Source organism: Acinetobacter sp. AS167 (genome assembly GCF_037152175.1).
GTDB lineage: Bacteria > Pseudomonadota > Gammaproteobacteria > Pseudomonadales > Moraxellaceae > Acinetobacter.
This window is the reverse complement of sequence record NZ_JBBCMP010000010.1, coordinates 81752-103490: the sequence shown is the minus strand read 5'-3', so window position 1 is coordinate 103490 and position 21739 is coordinate 81752. Positions and strand designations below refer to the sequence as shown.

Below are 21739 nucleotides of genomic sequence, written 5' to 3'. Positions count from 1 at the left end.
TACAAGCTCCTACTCGAAAGTAGAAGCGGGTTGAAAGCGACGTAAACGTAAGGCATTCGCCAAAACAAATACACTGGATAAGGCCATTGCGCCTGCTGCAAATATCGGAGAAAGCAGAATGCCATAAGCAGGGTACAATAATCCAGCAGCCACTGGAATCAGCAGGGTATTGTAAGCAAACGCCCAGAACAAATTCTGCTGAATATTGCCGATGGTTGCTTTTGATAAGGCAATTGCGTTAGCGACACCTTGCAAATTACCTGACATCAGCACAACATCCGCCGACTCAATTGCAACATCCGTACCTGTACCAATGGCCAGCCCAACATCTGCTTCAGCCAAAGCAGGAGCATCATTGATACCATCACCGACAAATGCAATATTGCCATATTTTGCTTTCAATGTTTGAACTGCTTTTACTTTGCCTTGAGGGAGTACTTCGGCAATGACTTCATCAATACCTAATTGCTGAGCAATAGCTTGTGCTGTACGCGCATTATCTCCCGTAACCATTGCCACTTTTAGACCGAGTTGATGCAACGCTTTAATCGCAGATGGTGTTGTAGATTTAATAGGGTCTGCAACAGCAATAATTGCTGCGAGTTTGCCTTGAATTGCAACATATAATGGTGATTTACCTTCGTCACCCAAACGTTGAGCTGCATTGGTAAAGGGTAAGATATCAATATTGAGTTGCAACATATAGCGGTCTGCACCAATATGAATATCTTCATTTTCATTGATCTGAGCATAAACCCCCATACCAGTTACGGAATCAAATTGTTCTACTTTTGGCAAAGTGAGGTTTTCTTTGATTGCTGCATCTACGATGGCTTTCGCAATTGGGTGCTCTGAAAGAGATTCAACAGCTGCAACTCGACTCAATACGTAATCACGTTCAAATGATTCAGTAACTTCAAAATCAGTGAGTACAGGATGACCTTCTGTCAATGTTCCTGTTTTGTCTACCGCAACGATTTTGGCATTTTTGAGTAACTGTAATGCTTCACCTTTACGGAACAATACCCCTAACTCTGCACCACGACCTGTTCCGACCATAATCGAGGTTGGCGTTGCTAGACCCATGGCACAAGGACAAGCAATAATAAGGACAGCTACCGCGTTCACTAAAGCGAAGGTTAAAGCAGGAGAAGGACCGAAAATCAACCAGATCAAGAATGTCAGTACAGCAGCCACCATTACTGCTGGGACAAACCATAAGGTGATTTTATCAACCACAGCTTGAATTGGCATTTTGGAGCCTTGCGCTTGCTCAACTAAACGAATAATTTGTGCGAGCATGGTTTCGCCACCGACCGCAACTGCGGTAAAGCTTAAAGTCCCATTTTGATTTATAGTACCACCGACTACATCACTGTCGATGTTCTTCTCAACAGGTATAGGCTCACCAGTAATCATAGATTCATCAACAAAGCTTCTGCCTTCAATGACTCGTCCATCAACGGGAACACGCTCACCTGGTTTTACAATGATAAAGTCACCAGCAACAACTTCATCAATTGGTATGTCGATGATTTGGTTGTGACGAGAAACGTGAGCAACTTTGGCTTGTAGGCTGACTAAACGCTGAATGGCTTCTGACGTTCGACCTTTGGCTTTGGCTTCAAGAAAACGACCTAATAGGATCAAAGCCACAATCACAGCAGCAGCTTCATAATAAACGTTCACTGTACCAGCAGGTAAGACGTTTGGTATAAATGTTGCGACAATTGAAAATAAATAAGCAGCCAATGTTCCAACTGCAACCAAAGAGTTCATATCTGGTGCTAAACGTAATAAAGCAGGTAAACCATGTATATAAAATCTTCGTCCAGGAATTACTAGAACCAATGTGGTGAGAATAAATTGTAAATACCAACTATTTTGTACACCAATCGTCTGAGCAATTAGATGATGCATGCCCGGAATAAGATGCGAACCCATTTCTAATATAAAAACAGGTAAGGCAAAGATAGTAGCAAGTGTCAGATCACGCTTTAATTCAGCGCGTTCTTGATCTTTTTTTTCTAAGTGTTCTGCTTGATTTGGAATAGCCGTTTGAATTTCTTTCGCATCATAACCTGCCTTATCCACGGCTGAGATTAATGCTGCTACATTGGTTGTTCCGAAAATGGTGGCACGTTCAGTGGCAAGATTGACATTGGCCTCTTTTACGCCGGGTACATTTTTAAGAGCTTTCTCAACCCGGCTGACACATGAGGCGCAGGTCATGCCATCAATTGACAACTCTGTGGATACATCAGCCACTTCATATCCAGCATGTTCAACGGCTTTGATCAAGGCATCACGGTCGATAGGAGTATTGGAGGTGATATCGGCACGTTCAGTGGCTAGATTAACCGATGCATTGGTTACACCATTGACTTTTTTAAGTGCTGTTTCTATTCGACTTACACAACTAGCACAGCTCATTCCCTTGATTTGTAAACTACTTTTTAAACCGGAAACACGATCAGTTGATCTATTTTCCATAAGTCACACCTATAAGTCTTATATCATGATCTAAATCCTAAACTCTTACATAATGTTAAGGTCAAGTAAAACAGTTCAATTTTTTATAAGATATTGTTGCAATTATAAATTTGGTTTGCAAACCTATCCTAAGACGATATTCTTCTGAACATAATTCACCTTTAACCCTTTATTCTTAATCATAGTTCATTATTGTTTTATCTATTAGGCCTCTTGCGTGAGTCAAAAATCATCATTTTAGATTAATCCTGATAATGACAAGCATATAAATTAACCTGTTTTTTGCTTTGTATAATCACGCATAGTCGTTTTATCATGAAGTGATATTGGCTATCACCGTTCGGCGAAGGTACACGATGTAATTCTCGCTCAACAGAGGGTTTTTGCTCCCTTATATTGTTGTTAAGGTTTATTTATTTCTAATTTTATTTTATTTATGAGTCTTTTTCCATTCGTATCATGTTGAAAGATCTTGTTTTTTAAAAATAACCGTAAAAATTACTAAGCCATCTCGTGATTCAGCTTGGATAGTTGCACCATGAAGTGTCAGGATCGACTTGGTGATAGCAAGCCCTAGACCTGTCCCATCTTCCATGCGTTGTCGAGATGCATCAGTTCGATAGAAACGGTCAAATAATCGAGACAACTGTTCAGCTGACAAGGTTGGGCCTTCATTTTCAATTGAAAAACTATTGTAATCTGCTGTTTGCTGGCATTTAATTTGAATGACCGAGTTTGGCTTGCCATATTTAATCGCATTAGATATTAAATTACTGAGCGCACGGCGTAGCATAGTAATATTTGCATTTACTTTTCCATTACCGAAAAGGTGAAATGTGATATTCTTTTGTGCTGCGAAAGCATCATAAAATTCAAATAATTTATCAAATTCTTCATACAAGTTAATTGTTTGTAAGTTTTTAAGACTAAGACCATTTTCTGCTTTAGCCAAAAACAGCATGTCTGAAACGACTCTTGCCAGATGTTCACATTCCTCTAAGTTAGAAAATAAGACTTCTTTATAGGCCTCTATATCACGACTGCGAGATAGACATACTTGGGTTTGAGTCATTAAGTTGTTGATTGGAGTGCGAATTTCGTGTGCAAGATCGGATGAAAAGTCTGAGAGTTTTTCTAAAGCCGACTCTAAACGGTCAAGCATTTCATTAAAGGCGATGGTTAGTGGTTTTAATTCTGTTGGAGTATTCTCAACTTCTAAACGCTCAGATAAATGCTGGGCTGAAATCCCTTCGGCAACTTGTGCTATCTTTTTGATCGGGCGTAATCCTCGCCAAACAGCAAACCATCCTAAAAACATTAAACATAGTGCGCCAATTAAACAAATATAGAATAGCTGGCGTTTGAATGCTTTTAAAAAAGATATATGTTCTGATGTATCAATCGCAACAATAATTTGTGTAGATTGTGCATCTTTATCATCTTCAAAAATATTTTGATAGGCCAGCCCACGATAGTTTTTATTTTGTACTTCCCATTTTAACCATTGATTTTGGTCGGTAGTACTGTGTGGCGTGAGGACAATTTGTGCGGAATTGAATACAATTTGATTTACAGGTCGTTCAATTTGAACAATCAGATTATCATGCCCGATAAGAGAATCTTTTAATAAGGCATTAAGTTTAGATGTGTTGGTTGGGTTTTGTTTTAAGAGATTTTGTATAGACTGAATTTTTCCCTCAAGTAGCACTCGATCCTCACTTTCGAAGTGCTGCGAGACACCAAGAAGTATCACGAAGCCCATGATGATCAAGATGGTGACCGTTGAGAGAGAAAAAAGAATCGCGATTCGAAAACTGATCGCATTGAAGACTTTAAGCCTCATCTTCGATCTCTAGAACATACCCCATTCCCCGAATATTTTGAATCAGTTTAGGTGTAAAGTTACTATCAATTTTATTTCTTAAACGTTTAATTGCGACTTCGACTACATTGGTGTCACTGTCAAAGTTCATATCCCAAACTTGCGATGCAATCAGCGCTCTCGGCAGAATTTCTCCACGTCTACGCATAAATAATTCCATCAACGCAAATTCTTTTGCCGTTAGATCAATTCGTTGTCCTGCACGAGTAACACGGCGTTTTCTGATATCAAGTTCGAGATTGGCAATACTGATTAAGTTATGGTCTTCTCTTTGCTGTCCTCGGCGGAGTAAGCTTTTTATTCTTGCAAGGAGTTCGGCAAAAGCAAATGGCTTAACCAGATAGTCATCTGCGCCCAAATCTAAACCTTTTACTCGATCTTCGATTTGATCCCGAGCTGTCAAAAATAAAATGGGCATGTTTTTCCCGCTTTTACGTACAGCTTCAATAATATGCCATCCATCCATTCCCGGTAACATTACATCCATTATAATGACATCGTATTCCTCAGAAAGTGCATATTGTTTACCCGTGAGCCCATCAGTGACCCAATCAGTTATATAGCCCGCTTCAGATAAGCCTTGTTTAAGGTAATCACCTGTTTTTTGCTCATCTTCTATTAATAAGATTCTCATTTTAGTGTCCTAAAATACCTTTTAGAAACATAATAGCGTGATAAAACATAAGTTGGATATGGATTACAAAAATGTCATTTTCAGGTCATCTAGATGATCAACTCTTCGATTTACTCTCTTAATAAGTGTCTCTCAATCTCGGAGAAATAAATGCGCACAATTTTGTACATCAGTTCCACGTTGTTTATCTTTGTTGGTACTTCAATTGTTGCTCAGCAATCTTGGGCGGATGTTTCTAAAATGGCGCTCAATGAAAATACGAATATTCATGCAACACAAACAATCCAAAAGCAGTGTTTAATAAAGCGGTGTAATGTACTACCCAGTCGAAGCCTCAACCAATGAACATACACAACACCAGCACGTTCACTTATCCACGATGGCAAAAATTCATCCAACGACAATGCTTAAATGGACTCTTCGACGATGAGGATGAATCATGCAAATATGAGAGGTTAGCTACACCTATTCGATAATTTTAATAAAACTTTGTTTTGAAAATTGAAGCATAAATAAGAGAGGTGAGACCTTATCATCGTCAAACAAAGCATAATTTGCAGGATGCGTTTAATGAAAAATTTATCTAAAAATAACAGTCTTTTAAGTGTTTAAAATTTTTTGGAGTTTTATATGTCTCATATTCAAACTTTACAAGATCCGTTCTTAAATATTTTACGAAAAAAACGTATTGCAGTTTTTATTTTTCTTGTGAATGGAATTAAATTGCAAGGATATATTGAGTCTTTTGATTCCTATGTATTGATGTTAAGAAACAGCGTAGGTCAAGAACAAATCATATATAAACATTCAATTTCTAGCATAATGCCTACACGGAATATTCGTGTAAATGTTAATGTTTTTCTTGCAAGATTCGATGATCAAAATAATTTCAACAATTCATATGACGCTGGTGCTCAAGATAGCTAGAGCCAAATTGATTATGGTTATCAAGATGGCTTTAATGACGAAATACCAGTTAAAGAATTTTTCAAAAGATGAAAAAAAGCAAATTATAAATTTAGACTGGATATAAGTTGTATGAAAATTAAGATTTAAGATATAGCATTGAGCTATGCAATTATTGATCTGTACATTGTGGATTTTCTTTTCATACACTTAATGAGAAAAGCAAAAAAGAAACCACATAAAAAATGAGAAAAACAACTTAAAAAAAGCCCCACGCTAAATGTAGGGCAACAGGATAAAATAACAAGATCTCTCAACGAGCGCTTATTCAGCATCGATGAGATTTTATAAAAATACCAACAGCAAAATGATACCCAACACCACACGATACCACGCGAACACTCTCAAGGTGTGTTTTTCAACAAACTTCACTAAAGCCTTGACCACTAATAATGCTGCAATAAATGCTGCAATAAAACCCACCGAAATATTGATGAGATTGTCTGAAGTTAAAACGTCTGCATTTCGAATCAAATCATAGGTTGCAGCACCTAACATGGTTGGCATCGCAAGGAAAAAAGAAAATTCAGTTGCCGCTTTACGTGATAAACCAGACAACATTCCGCCAATAATGGTTGCGCCTGAACGTGAGGTTCCTGGAATCATAGCAAGACATTGAGCAAATCCAACCAGAATAGCTTGTTTTAAGGTAATGTCAGTGGCTTCTATAGTTTTGGGTTCAAACTTTCTCGCTTCCACAGCAAAAATAATGAAACCACCAATAATTAAAGCAAAGGCTACAACCAAAGGACTAAATAGAACCTGTTTAATAAAATCGACCGCTAACACACCAATCACCACAGCAGGAATGAAAGCAACCAAAACATTAATTGCGAAACGTCTAGCCTGAACATCCCCTGAGAAAAAACCTCGAATTAACTCAATGATTTTTTGTCGGTAAAGCCAACATACCGCTAAGATTGCACCCAATTGGATCACAACCTCAAACACGCGTCCAGAATCTGAATGAAAATCAATTAAATGACCAAATAAGATCAGATGACCTGTACTGGAAATCGGTAAAAATTCAGTTAAACCTTCGATTAACCCCAAAAATAAAGCTTTAAGCAGTTCAAAATTTTCCATAAATGAAATAAACAAGCGTTTTAAAATTTGAACCTTTGTAATGTATTTAGGGCTGTTTATAAATGAAAAAAGACAAAATTTTACGAAATTTTTACGCGGCTGATCTGACTGTAAATAGAGAGTTTACGGGGAATTTTTAGATACTGAGTCGTGGAATATCCCAGTGTTTAGGATGAAAAAAGATGAGTGCTAAATTTATAGCGCATCAACAAGTACAGCATCCAAAATTATGCTTACTTCAAAAACATATAAATCATTGCAATATCGACATTTTTAATTTGAGTCATTCAAGTTGGGGGGGAATGTCATGTTAGAGTTGATTTTAGTCTTGGTGATTGTGGTGCTTTTGGCTTTTCCTTTAGGGAAATATCTTGCCTGTATCATGCAAAATAAAGACATGAAAATTGATCCAGTGTTTAGCTGGATTGAAAAGCCAATTTATCGTGTTTTTGGCACAAATCCTAAACAGGGCATGAATGCAAAGACCTATTCACTCAGCTTTGTGATGAGTTGTATTGTGATTGGATTGGTGACTTGGGTACTGTTTATGTGCCAAGCAAGTTTGCCACTCAATCCAAATAATGCACCCAATATGTCATGGGATTTAGCACTACATACCATGATTTCATTTCTGACCAATACCAACCAACAACATTATTCAGGTCAGGCACAACTGTCATATTTATCACAGATGGTTGGAATTGTTGGGTTGCAAATCATTACTCCAATGATGGGTTTGGCAATGGTGGTGGCAACAGTACGTGCTTTGTTTTATCCTCAATCAAATACTTTATCAGAATCAGATCAAAATCTAAGCTTTGAAAATAAAGTTAAAAAAATCAATGTGGGTAATTATTGGGCCGACGTGATTCGCCCAACCTTTCGGTTTTTAATTCCGTTATGCATGATTTGGTCATTATTACTGAATAGCCAAGGTGTGCCATCAACCTTTCAAGGTGGCCCAGAAGTTCAAGTCATTGACCAAGCCGCTGAATTAAAAACTCAAAAAATTCCACTTGGTCCAGTTGCACCAATGGTTGCGATTAAGCAATTGGGCAGTAATGGTGGTGGTTGGTATGGGCCTAACAGTAGTGTGCCATTAGAGAATCCAACCCCATTTTCAAATTTCTTAGAAATGATTGCGATTTTACTTATTCCTGTCGCCGTGATTTTTATGTTGGGATTTTTAACCAAACGGGCAAAATTTGCTGGCTTTGTTTTTGGCTCGATGTTGCTGATGTCAGTGATTTCCGCCACAACGGCAATCTGGTCTGAAAGCCTTTCATCTTCAGCAATGCAAATTTATGCCATGGAAGGCAAGGAGGTACGTTTTGGTGAAGCATCTTCTGCGCTGTGGGCAGCATTAACTACACAGGTCAACAACGGTTCAGTCAATATGATGCATGATTCTGCATCTCCCTTAACTGGTTTAGTTGCGCTTGCAAATATGCTAATCAATGCGATCTGGGGTGGGATTGGCTGTGGTTTACAACAATTTATGATCTATTTGTTTTTGGCTGTATTTATTGCTGGGTTGATGACAGGACGTACGCCGGAATTATTTGGACGCAAAATTGAAGCAGGTGAAATCAAATTACTTGCTGTGGTGATCTTAATTCAGCCGATTACGATTCTGGGTTTAAGCTCAATTGCTTTGTTTTTCCCTGAGCTTACAGGTAATAGCAATCCGCAATATCATGCCATTTCCCAAGTCTTGTATGAGTATGTTTCGGCTTTTGCCAATAATGGTTCCGGTTTCGAAGGTTTAGCTGACAATACAGTGTGGTGGAATGTTAGCTGTGTCATTGCTTTACTGCTTGGACGTTTCCCAACATTGATCATCCCGCTAATGATTGCTGCTCGTTTAGCTGCAAAGCGTCAAGCTCCTGAAAGCAGTGGTAGTTTAAAAGTGGAAACCCCAACTTTTGCCTTCACTCTGATCGCAATTGTGGTGATGTTGACTTTATTACAATTTATGCCAGTCCTTGTTTTAGGGCCTATTGCTGATCAGCTGTTATTGGTACAAGGCTAAGGTGAAGACAATGAATCATTCAAAACAATCTATTCAAAAACACTCTACTAAAAATATATCATCAACTTTATTCCAAGGCGAAGCCTGGAAAAATGCCTTGATTAAATTGTTACCACAACATGCCATTAAAAATCCGGTGATGGCGATTGTTTGGCTGGGCACCATCATCACACTAGTCAGTACTTTAGCGGGCAAAGCCAATATAATATTTGGCTTATCTGTGACTTTGATTTTATTTATCACCGTATTGTTTGCTAACTATGCTGAAGCCATTGCAGAAGCCAAAGGTCGTGGTCAAGCTTCTTCCTTAAGACAAGCCCGTCAAAATTTGACCGCACGTCGACTCAGCTCTAAAGAGGATGTAGATGGGGTGCAAATTGCTGCAAGCTTATTAAAAATGAATGACTTGATTGAAGTCCGTGCAGGAGAACTTATTCCAGCGGATGGTGAAATTATTCATGGTTTTGCGACAATTAATGAAGCTGCGGTGACAGGGGAGTCAGCACCTGTATTACGTGAAGCAGGTACAGATAAGTCGGGTGTGATTGGGGGAACTAAAGTTTTAACCGATCGTATTGTGGTACAAGTCACCGCAGAAGCGGGTAACAGCTTTCTTGATCGTATGATTGCTTTGGTTGAGGGGTCTAATCGTCAGAAAACACCCAATGAAATCGCACTGGGCATTTTACTGACTGTTATGACTGTCACTTTTATTGTAGTGGTGGTGAGTTTACCTTTTATTGGACATTTCTTAAAAATTGAAATCAATCCTATTCTTTTGGTGGCACTGTTGGTGTGTTTAATTCCAACCACGATTGGAGGGTTGTTGCCTGCAATCGGGATTGCGGGGATGAATCGGGCTTTAAAAGCCAATGTGATTGCCAAATCGGGTAAAGCCGTTGAGGTGGCTGGTGATGTGGATGTATTACTGCTCGATAAAACAGGCACCATCACTTACGGTGATCGTCAGGCAACAGCATTTTTCCCACTGACAGGCGTGACTGAGTCGGAACTTCGTCAAGCCGCAATATTGACCTCACTTGCAGACCCAACCCCAGAAGGCAAATCCATTGTAGTTTTGGCAAAAGAGCAAGGCGAACATATTGTTGAGCCTGAACAAGTCGAGTTTATTGCATTCAATGCAGCAACTCGAATCTCTGGGGTAAATTTACTGAATGGACCTCAAATTCGCAAAGGGGCATTAGATGCAATTCTTAAATTTGTTTCACAGAATCTTGAGAATCATAGTGAGCTGAGAACCCGTGTAGAGCAAGTGGCTTCAAAAGGTGCTACGCCGTTAGTTGTGGCAAAAGATCAGAATATTCTTGGAGTAATTGAACTTTCAGATGTGATTAAGCAAGGCATCAAGGAAAAATTTGCCCGCTTACGTGAAATGGGTATCAAAACAGTCATGGTCACAGGTGATAACCCTTTAACCGCTGCTGCTATTGCGGCTGAAGCCGGTGTTGATGATTACATTGCTGAAGCAAAACCCGAAGACAAGTTAAATTGTATTCGTGATGAACAGAATAAAGGTCATCTGGTCGCTATGGTTGGAGACGGAACCAATGATGCACCTGCTTTGGCGCAAGCTGATATTGGTTTGGCTATGAACTCTGGTACCCAAGCAGCAAAAGAAGCTGGCAATATGGTGGATCTGGATTCGGACCCAACTAAATTGTTATCGGTGGTTGAGATAGGTAAACAGCAGTTGATTACGCGTGGCGCATTGACCACCTTTTCATTGGCAAATGACATTTCAAAATACTTTGCAATTTTACCTGCTTTATTTGTAGCAGCCATTCCCCAAATGGGCGCCTTAAATATTATGCGCTTGGGAAGTTCAGAAAGTGCAATTCTTTCTGCACTTATTTTCAATGCCATCATTATTCCATTACTGATTCCAATTGCATTGCGTGGGGTGAAGTTTAAGCCTTCAACATCGACGCAATTATTACGTCGAAATATGTTGATCTACGGTGTGGGTGGTGTGTTGTTGCCATTTATCGCTATCAAAGTGATTGATCTAATGATCAGCCCTTTATTGGCGCTTTAGAAATTTTGAGGATGATAGAAATGAAGACTGAAAATAATCTATTGGTTGAATCAGCGTTTGTTGGCTTAACCCGAGCATCATTCGGACTAACCATCGTTGCTTTGGGCCTATGTGGGTTTGTCTACAGTGCCGCCGCAACAGGACTGGGGCAAATTCTTTTTGATCAACAAGCCAACGGGAGTTTGATTGTTGAAAATGATCGAGTACTAGGCTCTCAACTGGTTGCACAACCTTTTGTGCAAGCGCAATATTTTCAACCAAGACCATCTGCTGCCAATTATGATCCTATGGCAATGGCGGGAAGTAATATGGCACGAACCAATCCTGATTTGCATAAGGCTGTAGATGCACGTTTAGATAAAATCGCGATGCAGGAGCACATTGAAAAAAGTGCTATTCCTGCTGATTTGGTCACAGCTTCAGGGAGTGGAATTGATCCTCAAATCAGTCTTCAATCTGCAATGATTCAGGTGAAACGTGTCGCTAAAGCAAGACATTTGCAGGAACAGGATGTGATAAGGTTAGTACAAGAAAGTAGCTTACAACCGACATTTGGAATTTTAGGGCAAGCCAGAGTCAATGTACTTGAATTAAATTTGGCTTTGGATCAAATTGTAAAAAAATGAATTGATTAAGAGCATCAAAGTGAAATGAACCTAGGATGAGGGCACAGTATTTCCCTAATTTTAAAGAGGGGGTTATTAGGATTCTATTTTTAGTGTGAATTCAAACAGCCTCTCTTTTTGCTTTTGCTCATAGATGGATCAAGTGCAATCCAACGATATTTCCCAATGGGAATTTGTGCTATTGAGTGGCAGTACAGCGACACAACTGGACCTCGATTCATAAATATTAAACAAGCAGACGGTGATGACCGATTATAGAAATAATAAAGCAGATGTTCTGCTGCAACACACTCAGCGATATCAATCTGGGCGCCTCACCATATTTTTAGGTGCTGCACCTGGCGTGGGGAAGACTTTTGCAATGTTAGTGCGTGCACATGAACTTGCCTTGCAAGGTGTCAACATTGTAATTGGCTATGTTGAAACCCATGGTCGCATTGAAACTGAAAACCTCATCTCAGGTTTGGTGATCATTCCAAGAAAGGCGATTGAATATCAAGGGCATTATCTTGAAGAAATGGATCTTGATGCTGTACTTGCAAGCAAACCCAGTATTGTTTTAGTGGATGAATTTGCGCATAGCAATATGCCAAATAGTCGTCATGAAAAACGTTGGCAAGATATCAATGAGCTATTGGATGCGGGTATTGATGTATTTACCACCATGAATATTCAGCACCTAGAAAGTTTAAATGACGTGGTCTATCAAATTACGGGTATTCGGGTGACTGAAACCGTACCTGATCGAGTGTTTGAGCGGATTCGTGATATTCGATTAATTGATTTACCTGTCAATGAATTACTTGAGCGTTTAAATCAGGGTAAAGTCTATGTCCCTGAGCAAGCTGAACAGGCATTGCAACGCTTTTTCAACAGTTCAAATCTTACAGCATTACGTGAATTGGCAATGCAAACCGTTGCTAGTCATGTCGATACCGATGTTCGAGAAAATTTTGCCATACAAGGGCTTGTTCCCATTCCTCTGAAAAATCATATTTTAATTATGCTTGAAGGCAATGGACAGGCGGAGGCTTTGGTTCGTGCTGGTTGTCGAATTGCAGAAAATCGTCAGGCAAATTGGACTGTGGTAATTTTTTCTAAAGATTCAAAAATAACGGAAAAACAAGATAATTTATCGAGTCGAGAAATTGAACGAGCTCTAAACTTAACCCGTCAATTGGGTGGAATGACTGAAATACTCTATGGTCAGCAACATGCAAAAACGCTTTTTGACTATGTGATTGATCGAGGCATTTCAACTTTGGTATTGGCGCAATCTCATCGGCAAGTCTTTCCTTTGGGTTTAAATTTTGTTGATCAATTACTTAAATACCAGCCAAATTTTGAATTAAGTATTGTCCCGATTCTCGCTGAACAAAGTCGGCAGCCCTTTTTCCACGATACGCATTCGTTTCTAAACCTTAGAGAAATACTTTTTGTTTTAGCCACCACTGTTATCAGTATTGTGATTGCAAGTCTAGGCGAAAAGTATTTAGGGATTGAAGAGCTTTCCGTAATTTTTATCACTGCCGTGGTATTTGTGGCATCTAGGACACGAATGCTGGCTGCGGTATTTTCAGCGCTGTTGTTCTTTTTGGCTTATAACTTTTTCTTTATTTCACCTAAATTTACCTTACAGATTTCGGCACATCAGGGCGTGATTACCGTGGTTGCTTTTTTAGGAGCAGCATTGATTTCCAGTCGTTTAGCTTCACGACTTAAAGAGCAAGTCATGGCTTTAAAAGCTGCCAATAGCTATAATAGTATTATGCAAGATTTAGGTCAAAAGTTGTCCACAGCGATTGATTTAGAGCAAGTCCAGAAAATAGCAGAAAGTAGTTTAAGTAAAAATTTATCGGCCGAGGTCTGGTTTTATTTCCCAGAATCATCAACGTCTTCGCTTGAAGTTATCAACAGTAAAGAAAAAATTTCAGCAGATTGGACGTTCAAAAACCATCAACCTTCAGGACGATTTACCCAAACATTGACTGAAAATGATTGGTGGTTTTTACCCTTATTGGCCTCAAAGCAATGTTTCGGGGTGGTGGGCGTAAAGTTTCTCAAAAACGCATCTGTATTAAATACTGAACAGAAGCAACTGACTGAAACCATGGTTGAATATATTGCTCAAGCGATTTCTCGAACCCAACTCACCAAAGCATTGGAAATTGCTAATGTGAGTTCAGAAACCGAGAGATTACGTTCGGCACTGTTATCATCCGTTTCTCATGATTTACGCTCACCTTTAGCCTCTATGATTGGTGCGGCTGATACTTTGAGCAATTATCGTCACTCGATGGATCAACAAGATCAAGATAGTTTGTTAGAAGCCATCCATTTAGAAGGTGAGCGACTCGATCGCTATATTCAAAATTTGTTAGATATGACACGCTTAGGGCATGAAGGTTTAACGCTTAAACGAGACTGGATTGGTGTCGATGAATTGATTGGTTCAGCGGTGCGCCGTTTAAAACGTTATATGCCAAATAGTCTTGTTGACGTTGATTTACCCGACCAAACACTCAGCCTATTTGTTCATGCAGCTTTAATTGAACAAGCGATTTTTAATGTATTGGAAAATGCAGCCAAGTTTTCACCAGAACATAAAGCGGTCAGTATTAAAGTTCTACAACTGAATGAAAATGAACTTGAAATTTCGATTAGTGATCAAGGCTTAGGAATTCCAGAAGATGAACGTGAGCGTATTTTTGATATGTTCTATACTATGGAACGAGGGGACCGTGGGCAGTATGGCACAGGATTAGGTTTAACGATCGTCAAAGCAATTATTGGTGCGCATATGGGTAAAATTAGCGCATCCTCAGCCAAAAATAATCAAGGGACTTGCATCCGTATGCAATTGCCTATCCAGCAGATTGGATAAGTGCATTTAGTAATTTTAGGAAAAAGCATGCCAGAACAAAATGTATCGACAAGCTCCATGACCAATGTGTTGATTATTGATGATGAAACTCAAATTCGTAAGTTTCTTGATATTGCACTTAGAGCGCAGGGTTATAAGACACTGTTGGCTGAAAATGGACAAAAGGGTTTAGAGCTTTTGGCTTTACAGGGAGCTGATTTAATTATTCTAGATTTAGGACTGCCGGATTTAGATGGTTTAGAGGTCTTATCTGAGTTAAGGGCTTGGTCGCATGTCCCTGTGATTGTTTTGTCAGTACGTTCCAATGAAGAGGAAAAAGTCAAATTGCTAGATGCTGGAGCCAATGATTATGTGACCAAGCCTTTTAGTGTTCAGGAGCTTATGGCTCGGATTCGGGTGTTGCTCAGACAATTTCAAAACGTTGCTGTGGAGTCAGCATTTTTTGATGATGGGTTTTTAAAGATTGATTTTGCCCAAAGACAAGTGTTTTTAAACCAGCAACTTATTTCTCTAACCCGAAAAGAATATCAACTTCTCACTTTATTGGCTCAGCACAAAGGTCAGTTGATTACTCAACCTCAGATTTTGAGTGATTTATGGGGTCCAACCCATCAGGAAGATACCCACTATCTACGAATTTTGGTGGCCAAATTACGTGGAAAACTGAATGATAATGCTGTACAACCCAAATATATTGTAACTGAACCAGGCGTAGGGCTACGCTTTGTGGGATAAATTTTACGTCTAACTGTATCTTTATAGTTGTGAAACACACAGTCTAAATTTGGTGCAATTATAGTTTAATAAATAAAGCGTAATGAAATATATTTTATCCAGTTTAAGCTACTGATTTGTGTTACCTTAGCTTTGATCGAATCCGTAAGCGAAACGGAAGTGTTTAGGTTGTTACAGGAATTGCGTATTCCCTCTAAATAGATTTAAAACCTAAGCAGTTAACGCTGAGCATGAGTTCGCAGCATGCCGATCTAAAAGCCCGCATTTTTGTGGGCTTTTTTACATCTTGTGATAATCTTGATTTTTTATATGAATTATAGTTTTATAAAAAACACAAAAAAACTTACCGAACATCGGTAAGTTTTTTAGATTAAGCTTTAGATATTATTTAGGTTGAGTTGTATCAGGTTTTTTCACTTCTTTATTGTCCTGATTTGGATTAGGAGGTGTCGCCCCTGGTGTTGCTTGAGGTGCATCTTTAGGTGGAGTTTGCTCAACGTTTTTAGTATCTGAATTTGCTTGAGTTGAATTTTGTGAAAAACTTTTAAATGACATTCTAGTCTTCTTAAATTGTGAAGTGAGTCTGTATAGTAGTCTTTAAATTTACTTACACTAAGGTAGTTGTGAGAGCCATATGTGGAGATATGTTCGGTAGACTGAGTTTATATCGACAAAATATATTTATAAAAATATCAAATGTTTGTAGTGTATTGTTTTAAATGGCGATATAAATAATTTGTAAATACAGCCACGTACATAAACATCACAAAGCCATTATATAAAAGGCTATTTTTAATTTAAAATAATTAAATGTTATTTAAGTTGCATATTATATTGCTTTAGCGTAGTATGGAAAATACTAAAGTAGATGTGCTTAATATATAAGCAAGACTTGAAGGTTGGCTTCAACTCTGACTTCTGCAATATCAAGCTGATGTAAATATCAAAAGTTTAAATTAAGGTTAGATGCCTTCTTATCGTTAGTTCCAAAAATATATCTGTTGGTCTTAATAGTTAAATACTTCTCTGTTTGCAAAAGCTCAAAACAATTGAGTGAAAAATGAATATTTTAAATGGCTGGACAATAGCCTCTGCAGTAAATGGCGATGAAATTCGCGTAAAGATCGTTCCTTTAAAAAGACAACAAAGCAACCGCACTGGTATGAGTTGGGTCGAAGTAGGGAAAAAGATTGAGTTAGAATCTGGTGACGATCGTCAATTTAATATTGATGGTTCATCTTTCTATCTTAACCAAAATCAACTCTATCGAATTGCGATATAACTCGTAATAGATATTTTAAAAAAGCTCATCGCTAGATGGGCTTTTTTTATGGGCGAAAAGCATATTCTGGATGCTTGAACACTAAAAATTAAGCCATCGTTTTTAATCTGTTTTTATTGATGAATATTGTACATTTTTAAAATAATTGAACTGAAAAGGAATGTCTAAATGATAAAAACTTATCATGTGACTGTTTGGTTACATGGGGGATTTTTTTCAATCACGCATGATACTGAAAATTCTATGAATTACTTATATTTCTGAAATTAAATGTAATAAAGTTTCACACAAACTTGCATAACTCACATATCGAAATACTTTATGTAGAATTTGATGGTATCACTAATACACGTTATTCAATTCAGTATGAGGTATGTCATGTTTAAGACAGTAGCATTATTAGGGACAGGCGTTGCAATTGCTTATTACTATCGGTCTCATAAAAATAATGCTGAAAAAACCAAGGGCAAAAATTTAGCGAAAACCAAAGAGGATGCTCACAAAGAGTCCTTAGCATAAGTATTAAACTAACTTTTTAATGAAAAAACCACCAAGTAGGTGGTTTTTTCATTTGTTTAACGCAATGGAAAACATAATCTAGAAAAGTGTACTGTAAAGTAACAACAAGCTTCGGCAATAAAAGCCCTTTAAACGGCTTTGTTTTGATAGCTCAGAGCTAAAGCGATTCGGACTTAATTTTGATGTTGATTAAACCAATCCGTTGCATGTGCAACTGTTCTGTCAACAATGTCAGGTTGTTCGTAATACTGGAAATGATTGGTTCCATTTTCCCAGATAAGCTTTTTATCTGATGTTGGAATTGACTCGAAATGACGACGGGCCGCTGCTGGATTCATACAGGTATCTGAATGAATGATAAGCGCAGGTTTCTTTAATTTTGCAACACCTGCTACAGTTGAATAAGAAAAATGATCAAGATCACTCATAATCGCGTAGCGATTCTCCCAGTTTTTTAGCGTCCATGCTCCATACCAACTCCATATAATTGGACCAGGTAAACCTGCATTCGAGCCTTTGACGCGATCACCAAGGTCTGGCGATACTAAGGGTTGGTAGATCACCTCACCTGTTGTTTCATAAAGTATTTTGGCATTATGTGCTTTCTCTAAACGGATCGCTAATAGTGCTTCTAACTCTTCGATCGTAGGTGCAGATTCAACATCAAATGGATTTGCTGTAACACCTGCCGCAAGCATAAATAAATCAGTTTCTTTATCTCGATAGTATCCAGTAACAGAAACAACGGCTTTGACACGATCTTCATAAGAAGCGATATCTAGCATTTCAGGTCCACCTTGGCAAACTCCTAATAGAAATATTTTATCGGTATCGATATCGTTACGGGTACAGATGTAATCAATTGCAGCAATGACATCTTCATTTTTCATTTTTGGATTTTCAAGACGTCGTGGCATGCCTTGACTCTCGCCAACAGTTCTTGGATCAAATGCGAGGGTGATAAAACCTTCATCTGCTAAACGCGTCGCATACTGAGTGGGTGCCTGTTCTTTTTGAAAAGAATATGGCCCAAGAATGATAATAACAGGGAGTTTCCCATCAGTATTTGGTTTATATAAATCGCCAACTACGGCATCGCCATGTGAATCAAATGTTATTTTTTCTACAGCATAGTTACCATGTTTGGGCATTGTAATTTTCCTTATCATCAATTTTGAGTACTCATTCAGCCTATATAAATATATTATTGAGAACAATCTCATAAAACTTTATAGAATAGTGAAAATGGCTCATCAATTGAAAAGCGGTGAACTCTTTGCTTTAACCATTTTTTTATCTGTGGCCTCTCATCGAAACTTTCGTGCAGCTTCGGTTGAGTTAAACGTCACACCTTCAGCAATTAGTCATGCCATAAAAGGTTTGGAAAGCCGTTTAAATGTTCGGCTTTTTAATCGAACCACACGTAGCGTTTCTTTGACTGATGCTGGAATCAAATTGGTTGATTCACTTCGACCATCCATGGAAAATATTTCAAATGCGCTGAATCATTTAGATGATTTTAGAGATCAGCCGAGTGGTGTACTTAGAATTAATGCCAGTGAAGGGGCAGTTAGGTTGGTTTTAAAGCCCGTTCTTAAAAAGTTCTTACAACATTATCCATTGGTTCATTTAGATATTGTGTGTGATGGTAAATTAACCAATATCGTTGGAGAAAATTTTGATGCAGGCATACGGCTTGCAGATGATATTCCTAAAGAGATGGTTGCAATCCGTTTGACTGAAACCGCACGCTTTGTTGCTGTCGCATCACCTGACTATTTATTAAAAAATTCCACGCCACTTGTTCCGCATGATCTTTATGAACATGATTGTATTCGTTTCCGTTTTGATAGTGGCTTAATCTTTCGATGGGAATTTGATATGAATGGCATTATTGAAAAGATAGACGTCAAAGGCCCACTGACACTTACAGATCAAACATTAATGGTTGACGCTGCAATAGATGGTATTGGTATCGCATTTGTGCCTGATCATTTGGTGAAAAATGCTGTGGAAATGCAACAATTAAGTATTGTTTTGGAAAAGTTTAGCCCAATTTATCGTGGTCTTAGCCTTTACTATCCAGGTTATCGTCATGTATCCACTACACTTAAGGCGCTTATCAATATGCTTCGTGATTCATTGGGTTATTGATATTTATTATGCATTTTCCCAATTGTTGAAGAAAGCTTGACAAAAAAGATGTGATTGTAGAACCGAAGTTATTCACCTCTAAGGAAAAAATAAAAAGTATTTTATAGAAATCCATATTTTTTTTAGGGTTTTTGTCAAAGTACTTTGCTTAATTTCGAAAAATAGGACATAACTATTAGAGTGAAAATTTTTAATTACTAGGGGAATAAATAATGCTTTCAAAATTTGCCACTCGATTCGCAAGTATTTTGTTTGGAATATTGGCTTTAATCGCGATCGTGATTCATTTTGTTTTTTCGAATCAGCTATCCATTGATCTATGGATTGTTCTCTTCCCTGTTATTTTAGCAGTTCCAATTTTAACAGCAGTTCTGATGACAGGTGATGATGAGTTGGGTGTTCACTCTAATGAGTGGAATAACTCATAATTTTTAGACTTAAGCTCATCGAAAGGTGGGCTTTTTAGTGTATGAAAGAATAGATTTTTGAATCTATTCAGCATCTAACTTTTTCTTTCAATGAACAAAGGATGAATATACACGTTAGCAGCAACAATTTTTGGTCGTATACATAACAAATTGAGTATTTCTGCTATCGTGAATTTAGTAATACAGCAGTTTAAACTTGTATTTGCAGTGTTTTACTTCAATGGATGGATTGTTGATGAGGAGAAACAAGTTGCGAAATTTATTATTTATACTCAGTTTTTTACTATGTGCTGAATTGAAAGCTCAGAGCTCATTAGACCAACCTTTTTTGCAAATTGGAGCAGTTGATGATCAATTCAATATCATTAATCTCGAACTGTATAATGATTTAGTCAAAGTGATTAATTATAATTTTTCGCAAATTAAGCCTGATCGAACAGATGACTTAGCCAGCATTTCTAGAATTAGATTAACCAGCAATGGATTGTTGCTGATATCGGATTTAAAGGGGATTGAGTCTACAGAAGATTTAACAGAGAAATTTGATGAAAACAAGTATAAAAATCTGACCAAAAATAACATCTGTAGTAAAAGTGATTTATTTGAGTCTGATGTCTTTAAAAAAACCACACAAGGCAATATTGTTTATCAATTAAATAATGCTAAAGGTGAGTTTTTGAAAAGCTTTACAATGAACTATAAAGAATGTCTATAGATATTAGCTGTTTAAATGAATATATTAGGATAATTGCCATATATTTAAATACTTATTTTACAGTCGAATTTTTTTGTAGCTCAGACTAATTTATAATTTTTAAATTAAATTCCAAAAAGTAGAATTCCTTAGCCATTTCTAAGGGATAGCAAAATGTGGAATTTCATTAAAAGTTTTAATTGTATAAATGTATGGCTAATCATATCTTTGATCATTCTAGGATTGGTGTTGTTCCTATATTTCTCTTAAGCTTAGACATCATAAGAATTCAGAGATAGTAACATAAGTTTAAGTACCAAGCTCATGTAGGGTATAGCTATATTTCAGCTCTAGTGGACGTAGTGATGGTAATCCACTTTTGATTTTTTCATAAACGCAGTGAATATTTAATTCGGTTTTTTTGGTGAATTAAATGAAATCATTTTTTGTTATACAGAAAATGAATATTCTCAATGCTGTAATGAGTTTAGGAATTGACCTAGCTTTGAGTCTAGATCATCCAAATCATTTCATTATTAACTTAACTAATAATAAAATGCTTTTAGTGCCAGTAAAGTGATGAATTCTAATCAAAGATGATTTTGTTTCAATTCTTAAGGATGAAGAATACAAAGCATTAAATGGGATAAGTTGAAACGATTTATTAAAACCACATAAATTATTGTTATTATTTAAAATAAAACACTCCAGAGATGCCGCTGCATGGTCGTTACCCTGAACCCGATGAGTTCAAGGTGGACGCGACGTACACTTAATGGGTTTCCCACTCAAGGTGGGCATACACTCAAAATATACAGAACACATCCATAAGTTTAAGTATCGGCAGGGGAATAGACGTACTGGCGAACACCCTAGAGTTATATTAAGTATACATAATTTGGGGATTGTGGCAAATCACCAACGCTCAAAATTTATAAATACAATGCAAAAAAGCCACTTGATTGCACGAAAAAAAAGCGGTTTATCCCGCTTTTTCAACATCTTCTAGCATTGTTTCTAATAAACGTTCGCATTGTGCATATTCTTGTAACGATTTATTCATGCCTAAAACTTCTTGCATCAGTTCTAAAGCCACCATGATTACCAATTTATTATGTTCAACATTGGGTGCTTTACGGCGAAACTCTTGAAACTTTTCGTTTAAAAGTCGACCCGCACGTTCTAGTTCTGGTTGCTTATCTGTTGTGGTGCCTAAACGAAAACTTTGTTCGATTAAGCGTAATTCTACAGTCACATGTTCAGACATA

General features: G+C 37.7%; 18 protein-coding genes, 1 other RNA gene and 1 pseudogene. 12 read left to right on the top strand and 8 right to left on the bottom strand.

Going from position 1 to position 21739, the window contains the following annotated elements:
* Positions 1-9 precede the first annotated feature (9 nt).
* From WFN33_RS15705 to WFN33_RS15695, 3 genes are all read right to left on the bottom strand, one after another.
* Positions 10-2493: a heavy metal translocating P-type ATPase gene (locus WFN33_RS15705; protein ID WP_336953941.1), complete on the bottom strand. Its 2484-nt coding sequence runs from the start codon at positions 2491-2493 to the stop codon at positions 10-12.
* A 457-nt stretch (positions 2494-2950) separates the two neighbouring features.
* Positions 2951-4336 (bottom strand): heavy metal sensor histidine kinase, encoded by a 1386-nt coding sequence (locus tag WFN33_RS15700; RefSeq protein ID WP_336953940.1) that lies wholly within the window; start codon positions 4334-4336, stop codon positions 2951-2953.
* Positions 4326-5009, bottom strand: a complete 684-nt coding sequence (locus WFN33_RS15695; RefSeq protein WP_336953939.1) for a heavy metal response regulator transcription factor — start codon at positions 5007-5009, stop codon at positions 4326-4328. The genes WFN33_RS15700 and WFN33_RS15695 overlap by 11 nt, the downstream gene beginning before the upstream one ends.
* A 150-nt stretch (positions 5010-5159) precedes the next feature.
* Between WFN33_RS15695 and WFN33_RS15690 the strand changes: the two genes are divergently transcribed.
* The gene (locus WFN33_RS15690; RefSeq protein ID WP_336953938.1) at positions 5160-5354 is read left to right on the top strand and encodes a hypothetical protein; all 195 of its coding nucleotides are present in this window, start codon (positions 5160-5162) and stop codon (positions 5352-5354) included.
* Positions 5355-5639: 285 nt separating this feature from the next.
* Positions 5640-5852 (top strand): annotated as a pseudogene (gene hfq, locus WFN33_RS15685) (RNA chaperone Hfq); the annotation flags it as partial.
* A gap of 408 nt (positions 5853-6260) precedes the next feature.
* Here hfq and WFN33_RS15680 read toward each other — a convergent pair.
* Complete coding sequence (locus tag WFN33_RS15680) at positions 6261-7061, bottom strand: undecaprenyl-diphosphate phosphatase (RefSeq protein ID WP_336953937.1); 801 nt, start codon at positions 7059-7061, stop codon at positions 6261-6263.
* Between the two features lie 307 nt (positions 7062-7368).
* On the opposite strand from WFN33_RS15680, the gene kdpA reads away from it, so the two are divergent.
* The 5 genes from kdpA (at position 7369) to WFN33_RS15655 (ending at position 15394) form a co-directional block, all read left to right on the top strand.
* Positions 7369-9093 (top strand): potassium-transporting ATPase subunit KdpA, encoded by a 1725-nt coding sequence (kdpA, locus tag WFN33_RS15675; RefSeq protein ID WP_336953936.1) that lies wholly within the window; start codon positions 7369-7371, stop codon positions 9091-9093.
* A 10-nt stretch (positions 9094-9103) separates the two neighbouring features.
* A complete protein-coding gene (gene kdpB / locus WFN33_RS15670; protein WP_336953935.1) occupies positions 9104-11149 on the top strand; it encodes a potassium-transporting ATPase subunit KdpB in 2046 nt (681 codons plus the stop codon).
* Positions 11150-11169: 20 nt separating this feature from the next.
* Positions 11170-11775, top strand: coding sequence for a potassium-transporting ATPase subunit KdpC (gene kdpC / locus WFN33_RS15665; protein ID WP_336953934.1), 606 nt, complete (start codon positions 11170-11172; stop codon positions 11773-11775).
* Between the two features lie 244 nt (positions 11776-12019).
* Complete coding sequence (locus WFN33_RS15660; protein WP_336953933.1) at positions 12020-14659, top strand: sensor histidine kinase KdpD; 2640 nt, start codon at positions 12020-12022, stop codon at positions 14657-14659.
* Between the two features lie 27 nt (positions 14660-14686).
* Positions 14687-15394, top strand: a complete 708-nt coding sequence (locus tag WFN33_RS15655; RefSeq protein WP_336953932.1) for a response regulator — start codon at positions 14687-14689, stop codon at positions 15392-15394.
* A gap of 384 nt (positions 15395-15778) precedes the next feature.
* Here WFN33_RS15655 and WFN33_RS15650 read toward each other — a convergent pair whose 3' ends face one another.
* Positions 15779-15949, bottom strand: a complete 171-nt coding sequence (locus WFN33_RS15650) for a hypothetical protein (protein WP_336953931.1) — start codon at positions 15947-15949, stop codon at positions 15779-15781.
* A 505-nt stretch (positions 15950-16454) separates the two neighbouring features.
* On the opposite strand from WFN33_RS15650, the gene WFN33_RS15645 reads away from it, so the two are divergent.
* The gene (locus WFN33_RS15645) at positions 16455-16676 is read left to right on the top strand and encodes a hypothetical protein (protein WP_004722098.1); all 222 of its coding nucleotides are present in this window, start codon (positions 16455-16457) and stop codon (positions 16674-16676) included.
* A 378-nt stretch (positions 16677-17054) separates the two neighbouring features.
* Positions 17055-17195: a hypothetical protein gene (locus WFN33_RS15640; RefSeq protein WP_336953930.1), complete on the top strand. Its 141-nt coding sequence runs from the start codon at positions 17055-17057 to the stop codon at positions 17193-17195.
* Positions 17196-17368: 173 nt separating this feature from the next.
* Here WFN33_RS15640 and WFN33_RS15635 read toward each other — a convergent pair whose 3' ends face one another.
* On the bottom strand, positions 17369-18346 hold the full coding sequence (locus WFN33_RS15635) for an alpha/beta hydrolase (protein ID WP_336953929.1): 978 nt from the start codon (positions 18344-18346) through the stop codon (positions 17369-17371).
* 94 nt (positions 18347-18440) lie between these two features.
* Here WFN33_RS15635 and WFN33_RS15630 point away from each other — a divergent pair, with 94 nt between their 5' ends.
* From WFN33_RS15630 to WFN33_RS15620, 3 genes are all read left to right on the top strand, one after another.
* Positions 18441-19349, top strand: coding sequence for a LysR family transcriptional regulator (locus WFN33_RS15630; protein ID WP_336953928.1), 909 nt, complete (start codon positions 18441-18443; stop codon positions 19347-19349).
* 212 nt (positions 19350-19561) lie between these two features.
* On the top strand, positions 19562-19777 hold the full coding sequence (locus WFN33_RS15625) for a hypothetical protein (RefSeq protein ID WP_336953927.1): 216 nt from the start codon (positions 19562-19564) through the stop codon (positions 19775-19777).
* A gap of 250 nt (positions 19778-20027) precedes the next feature.
* Positions 20028-20492 (top strand): hypothetical protein, encoded by a 465-nt coding sequence (locus WFN33_RS15620; RefSeq protein WP_336953926.1) that lies wholly within the window; start codon positions 20028-20030, stop codon positions 20490-20492.
* 679 nt (positions 20493-21171) lie between these two features.
* Here WFN33_RS15620 and ssrS read toward each other — a convergent pair.
* A non-coding RNA gene (ssrS, locus tag WFN33_RS15615) (6S RNA) lies at positions 21172-21353 on the bottom strand.
* A 100-nt stretch (positions 21354-21453) separates the two neighbouring features.
* Entirely contained in the window at positions 21454-21738 is a 285-nt protein-coding gene (locus WFN33_RS15610) for a cell division protein ZapA (RefSeq protein WP_336953925.1), read from the bottom strand.
* Between the last annotated feature and the right edge of the window lies 1 nt (position 21739).

What these genes read in the sequence shown, in the direction of transcription:
- kdpA (WP_336953936.1), top strand. Translation starts at nt 7,369, where the DNA reads ATGTTAGAGTTGATTTTAGTCTTGGTGATTGTGGTGCTTTTGGCTTTT.
- WFN33_RS15630 (WP_336953928.1), top strand. Translation starts at nt 18,441, where the DNA reads ATGGCTCATCAATTGAAAAGCGGTGAACTCTTTGCTTTAACCATTTTT.
- WFN33_RS15700 (WP_336953940.1), bottom strand. Translation starts at nt 4,336, where the DNA reads ATGAGGCTTAAAGTCTTCAATGCGATCAGTTTTCGAATCGCGATTCTT.
- WFN33_RS15645 (WP_004722098.1), top strand. Translation starts at nt 16,455, where the DNA reads ATGAATATTTTAAATGGCTGGACAATAGCCTCTGCAGTAAATGGCGAT.
- WFN33_RS15660 (WP_336953933.1), top strand. Translation starts at nt 12,020, where the DNA reads ATGACCGATTATAGAAATAATAAAGCAGATGTTCTGCTGCAACACACT.
- WFN33_RS15695 (WP_336953939.1), bottom strand. Translation starts at nt 5,009, where the DNA reads ATGAGAATCTTATTAATAGAAGATGAGCAAAAAACAGGTGATTACCTT.
- WFN33_RS15680 (WP_336953937.1), bottom strand. Translation starts at nt 7,061, where the DNA reads ATGGAAAATTTTGAACTGCTTAAAGCTTTATTTTTGGGGTTAATCGAA.
- WFN33_RS15655 (WP_336953932.1), top strand. Translation starts at nt 14,687, where the DNA reads ATGCCAGAACAAAATGTATCGACAAGCTCCATGACCAATGTGTTGATT.
- WFN33_RS15705 (WP_336953941.1), bottom strand. Translation starts at nt 2,493, where the DNA reads ATGGAAAATAGATCAACTGATCGTGTTTCCGGTTTAAAAAGTAGTTTA.
- WFN33_RS15625 (WP_336953927.1), top strand. Translation starts at nt 19,562, where the DNA reads ATGCTTTCAAAATTTGCCACTCGATTCGCAAGTATTTTGTTTGGAATA.
- kdpB (WP_336953935.1), top strand. Translation starts at nt 9,104, where the DNA reads ATGAATCATTCAAAACAATCTATTCAAAAACACTCTACTAAAAATATA.
- WFN33_RS15635 (WP_336953929.1), bottom strand. Translation starts at nt 18,346, where the DNA reads ATGCCCAAACATGGTAACTATGCTGTAGAAAAAATAACATTTGATTCA.
- WFN33_RS15640 (WP_336953930.1), top strand. Translation starts at nt 17,055, where the DNA reads ATGTTTAAGACAGTAGCATTATTAGGGACAGGCGTTGCAATTGCTTAT.
- WFN33_RS15690 (WP_336953938.1), top strand. Translation starts at nt 5,160, where the DNA reads ATGCGCACAATTTTGTACATCAGTTCCACGTTGTTTATCTTTGTTGGT.
- kdpC (WP_336953934.1), top strand. Translation starts at nt 11,170, where the DNA reads ATGAAGACTGAAAATAATCTATTGGTTGAATCAGCGTTTGTTGGCTTA.
- WFN33_RS15650 (WP_336953931.1), bottom strand. Translation starts at nt 15,949, where the DNA reads ATGTCATTTAAAAGTTTTTCACAAAATTCAACTCAAGCAAATTCAGAT.
- WFN33_RS15610 (WP_336953925.1), bottom strand. Translation starts at nt 21,738, where the DNA reads ATGTCTGAACATGTGACTGTAGAATTACGCTTAATCGAACAAAGTTTT.